This window comes from Psychrobacter sp. 1U2 (assembly GCF_051847575.1).
On the sequence record NZ_JBPYDC010001083.1, the window covers coordinates 1 to 713 of the forward strand.

Sequence of the window (713 nt, forward strand, 5' to 3'; positions counted from 1 at the left end):
TTGTCGATGAACGACGTCCGAATAAAATAACCGTTATCAAAGTAACCTTAAGAAAGAGCAAAGAGCTTTATGCGGCCAAAAACGTTTAGCATGCGCTAGATACAGTGGTATTTCATCATAGACAATTAGCAATTAACAAAGGATAGCAACATGGCCGGTCACACGTTATACGACAAACTTTGGAATGCGCATGAAGTCACACAGCGCGATGATGGTTCGAGCTTAATTTATATCGATCGTCATTTATTGCATGAGGTAACAAGTCCGCAGGCATTTGAAGGGTTGGAGCTTGCTAATCGTACCCCATGGCGTTTGTCGGCTAACATTGCTAGTCCTGATCATAACGTACCTACAGTGGTCAAAGAGCGACTTGAAGGAGTCTTTGGTATCAAAGACAAGGTGTCGCGTTTGCAGGTTGTAACTTTAGATGATAACTGCGCTAAATTCGATATTGCTGAATTCACCATTAACGATACTCGTCAGGGTATTTTGCACGTGGTTGGTCCTGAACAAGGCTTGGTACTTCCAGGCATGACGGTAGTGTGTGGTGATTCGCATACTGCAACCCATGGTGCGCTTGGTTGTCTTGCTCATGGCATCGGTACCTCTGAGGTAGAGCATGTGCTTGCAACCCAGTGTTTAATCACCAAAAAAATGAAAAACATGCAAATCCGCGTGAATGGTGAACTTGGTGCTGGCGTGACCTCAAAAGA

The 713-nt window shown here is 44.3% G+C and carries 1 protein-coding gene; it reads left to right on the top strand.

What is annotated here, in order from left to right:
* Nucleotides 1–150: 150 nt before the first annotated feature.
* Nucleotides 151–713, top strand: a 563-nt coding sequence (locus tag ACS8FD_RS20505; RefSeq protein ID WP_439277223.1) for an aconitase family protein, incomplete at its 3' end; no start/stop codon positions are given.